This window comes from Nocardia thailandica NBRC 100428 (assembly GCF_000308795.1).
Lineage (GTDB): Bacteria > Actinomycetota > Actinomycetes > Mycobacteriales > Mycobacteriaceae > Nocardia > Nocardia thailandica.
In genome coordinates this window covers 1-1221 of the sequence record NZ_BAGK01000274.1, presented here as the reverse complement: position 1 = coordinate 1221, position 1221 = coordinate 1, and the positions used below count along the sequence as shown (strand labels likewise).

Below are 1221 nucleotides of genomic sequence, written 5' to 3'. Positions count from 1 at the left end.
CGACGACCTCGGCGGCCGTGCCCGGGTCCACCTGGTCGGCGCCGTCGAGGAGGGCGCGGCCGAGCCGGGGATGCAGGCCGAGTTCGGCGATGCGGCGGCCCCGATCGGTGACGGCGCCCGCCTCGCTCATGGCCCCGAGCGCGGTGAGCACCGAGGTGGCCGCGGCGACGCCGCCCGCGGGCGGGTCGTCGAGCCAGCGCAGCGCGCTGCCGTCGGGGGTGCCCCAGCAGGCGAGTTCGAGGGTGAGCCGGGTGAGGTCGGCGGTGCGGATCTCGGGTTCGGGATAGGCGGGCAGGGTCTGGTGTTCGTGTTCGGGCCAGCAGCGCCAGACGTGACCGGGAGCCTCGCGCCCCGCGCGCCCCGCCCGCTGCTGGGCGACCGCGGCCGAGACCCGGACCGTGGCGAGCCCGGACAGGCCGCGACGGTGATCGATGCGCGGCACCCGCGCGAGGCCGGAGTCGACCACCGCGCGCACGCCGGGCACGGTCAGGCTGGATTCGGCGACGGCGGTGGCCAGCACGACCCGGCGGCGCGGGCCGGGGCGCAGCGCCGCGTCCTGGGCGGCGCCGCCCAGCCTGCCGTGCAGCGGCAGCACGTCGGCACCGTCGAGATCGGCGAGCAGCGCGGCCGTGCGGCGGATCTCCCCCGCGCCGGGCAGGAACACGAGGACGTCACCGTCGGATCCGGCCAGCGCGGCCCTGGTCGCGCGCGCCACCTGCGCCTCGACGCGTTCGCGGGGCAGCGCGGGCAGGTAGGTGTAGCCGAGGGGATGGGTCCGCCCCGGCACCTCGACGACCGGCGCGGGCGACCGCTCGTCCTCCCCGAGCACCTGGGCCAGCCTGCCTGCGGCGACGGTCGCCGAGGTCGCGAGGAGCCGCAGGTCGGGCCGCAGCCCGGACCGCGCGTCCAGCAGCAGCGCCAGCAGCAGATCCGCGTCCAGATGCCGTTCGTGTACCTCGTCGAGCACCACCACCGCGACACCGTCGAGTTCGGGATCGTGCTGCAAGCGCCGCACCAGCAGGCCGGAGGTCACCACCTCGATCCGCGTCCGCCGCGAGACCTTCCGGTCGGCGCGCACGGCATAACCCACGGTCTGCCCGACCGGCTCCCCCAGCAGGGCCGCCATGCGCGCCGCGGCCGCCCGCGCCGCCAGCCGGCGCGGCTCGGCCACCACGACGCGCCCATCCCCCGCCGCCGCCAGCGCGAGCGGCACCAGCGTCG

At 78.0% G+C, this 1221-nt stretch carries 1 protein-coding gene; it reads right to left on the bottom strand.

The annotated features are described in order from the left end of the window. Positions 1–1221 (bottom strand): helicase-related protein (locus ON36_RS28480; protein ID WP_043660111.1); only part of this gene is annotated, 1221 nt, incomplete at both ends.